Source organism: Pseudoxanthomonas sp. LjRoot204_2, from assembly GCF_056175765.1.
This window is the reverse complement of the sequence record NZ_JBGFFG010000516.1, coordinates 1-2,085: the sequence shown is the minus strand read 5'-3', so window position 1 is coordinate 2,085 and position 2,085 is coordinate 1. Positions and strand designations below refer to the sequence as shown.

At 68.2% G+C, this 2,085-nt stretch carries 1 protein-coding gene; it reads right to left on the bottom strand.

Annotated elements, in window-relative coordinates:
- Positions 1–1,858: chromosome segregation SMC family protein (locus tag AC04L7_RS17355; protein ID WP_475513526.1), on the bottom strand; the 1,858-nt coding region annotated here is incomplete at its 3' end.
- Positions 1,859–2,085 lie beyond the last annotated feature (227 nt).

The window sequence follows — 2,085 nt, the reverse complement described above, 5'->3', positions numbered from 1 at the left end:
ACTGCAGACGGCGGGCTTCATTGAGGTCGTCGGCCACGTGCAGGCGGGCCAGCAGGCGGCGGATCGCGGCCGGGCCCTGCACCTTGGCCGCGAGGGACGTCGGCGCGAAGGCAACGTCGCTGCGGTCGTCCGACACCAGCGCGATGCGGCCATCGCCGAGTTCGCCCAAGGCATCGACCAGCGCTTCCGGTGCATCGACCAGCACGCCTTCGATCAGCTGGCCGAGCGCGCCTTCGACGGCGTTCTCCCAACCGGGCTCGACAGTCAGCTTCTCGCCGACGCGCGAGGCATTGTCCAGGCCGCGCGCCTCCAGCCAGCTCATCGCGGCGCCCTGTTCCTGGCCCAGCGCAGCGTGCTGCAGGGTTTCCAGCGAGGACAGTCGACCGCGGGCTTCCTGCGCGCGCTTGCGCACGTCCGAGAGTTCGGCCTGGGTGGCGCGCTGCTGTTCCTGCACATCGGCCGCGCCCTGCTTGCGCGCCTCGACCTGCTCGGTCAGCGACTCCAGCGATTCCTTCTGCGTGTCGTGCTGCAGCTGCAGCTGTTCGAACGCGGATGCCAGCGCATCGAGGTCGAGCCCGGCGCGTTCATTGGCCAGCGCTTCGCGACGGCGTTCGGCTTCCAGCGACTGCCGGTCGAGATAATCGACGCGCGTGCGCTCCACGTCGCCGGCCCGGGAGGCCTCGGCGGAGTCGCGGCTGTGGGTTTCCCAACGCTGCTGCCAGTCGGCCAGCCGGGCTTCGGCCTCGCGCAGCGCATCCTGCCTGAACACGTCCTCCTCGCGCAGCTGCTCGAGCTGCGGTTCGGCATCGGCGACCGATTCACGCAACACGTCGAGGCGGGTCTGGTCGCCGCTGATGTGCTGGCCGAGTTCCTGCAGCGCGTTGTGGGCCTCGTCGCGGGCCCGCTTCAGGCGGTCGGCGAGTTCGCGCTGGTGCTGGATCTGCTGTTCGACGCGGGCCAGCGTGCTGCCGACCTGGTAGACCTCGCCCTGCGCCTTGTTGAGACCTTCGGCAGCCTCCTCGCGGCGCACGCGGTCGGTTTCCAGCAGGCGTTCGGCTTCGCGCTGCTCGGCGATCAGCTGCTGCAGTTTCGTCTCTTCCTGGGACAACGCCTCGCGCAGGCCCTGCAGCTTGCCGTCCAGGCCGCGGTATTCCAGCGCCTTCCACTCGGCGTCCTTGACCCGGCGCTCTTCCTGCAGCGCCTTGTACTGCTCGGCCTGCTTGGCCTGCCGCTTGAGGTGCTCGAGCTGCTTGCCGATCTCCTCGCGCAGGTCGTTGAGGCGGTCCAGGTTTTCGCGGGTGTGGCGGATGCGGGTCTCGGTTTCCTTGCGGCGTTCCTTGTACTTGGAGATGCCGGCGGCTTCTTCCAGGTACACGCGCAGGTCTTCTGGGCGGGCCTCGATGATCTGGCTGATCATGCCCTGCTCGATGATCGAGTAGCTGCGCGGGCCCAGGCCGGTGCCGAGGAACAGGTCGGTGATGTCGCGGCGACGGCACTTGGTGCCGTTGAGGTAATAGTTGCTCTGACCGTCACGGCTGACCAGGCGCCGGACCGAGATCTCGTTGAACGCGGCGAACTCGCCGCTGATGGTGTGGTCGCTGTTGTCGAAGATCAGTTCGACCGAAGCCTGCGACACCGGCTTGCGCGCCGCCGATCCGGAGAAGATGACGTCGGTCAGCGAGTCACCGCGCAGGCGGCTGGCGGAACTCTCGCCCATGACCCAGCGCACGGCGTCGATGATGTTCGACTTGCCGCACCCGTTCGGGCCGACCACGCCGGTCATGTTGGTCGGCAGGTGGAGCACGGTGGGATCGACGAACGACTTGAAACCGGACAGCTTGATGGTGGAAAGGCGCATGCGGCGGTGTCTTCCGGGCACCGCGACCGGACCGGTCCGACGCGCTGCCGCAAGTATGAAATGGGATCAGCTTCGACTGCCAAGGCCTTGATTCCACGGCAATCCGGCCTGCCTGCTGGCACGCCAACGGATGAGTATAGCCGCCCCCGCCACCGTATGCCCGGGCCTGCCAGGCCCGTACGCCCGCGCGCCGTCCGCGTACGGCGCAAGCGCCCGCCTGTTAGGAT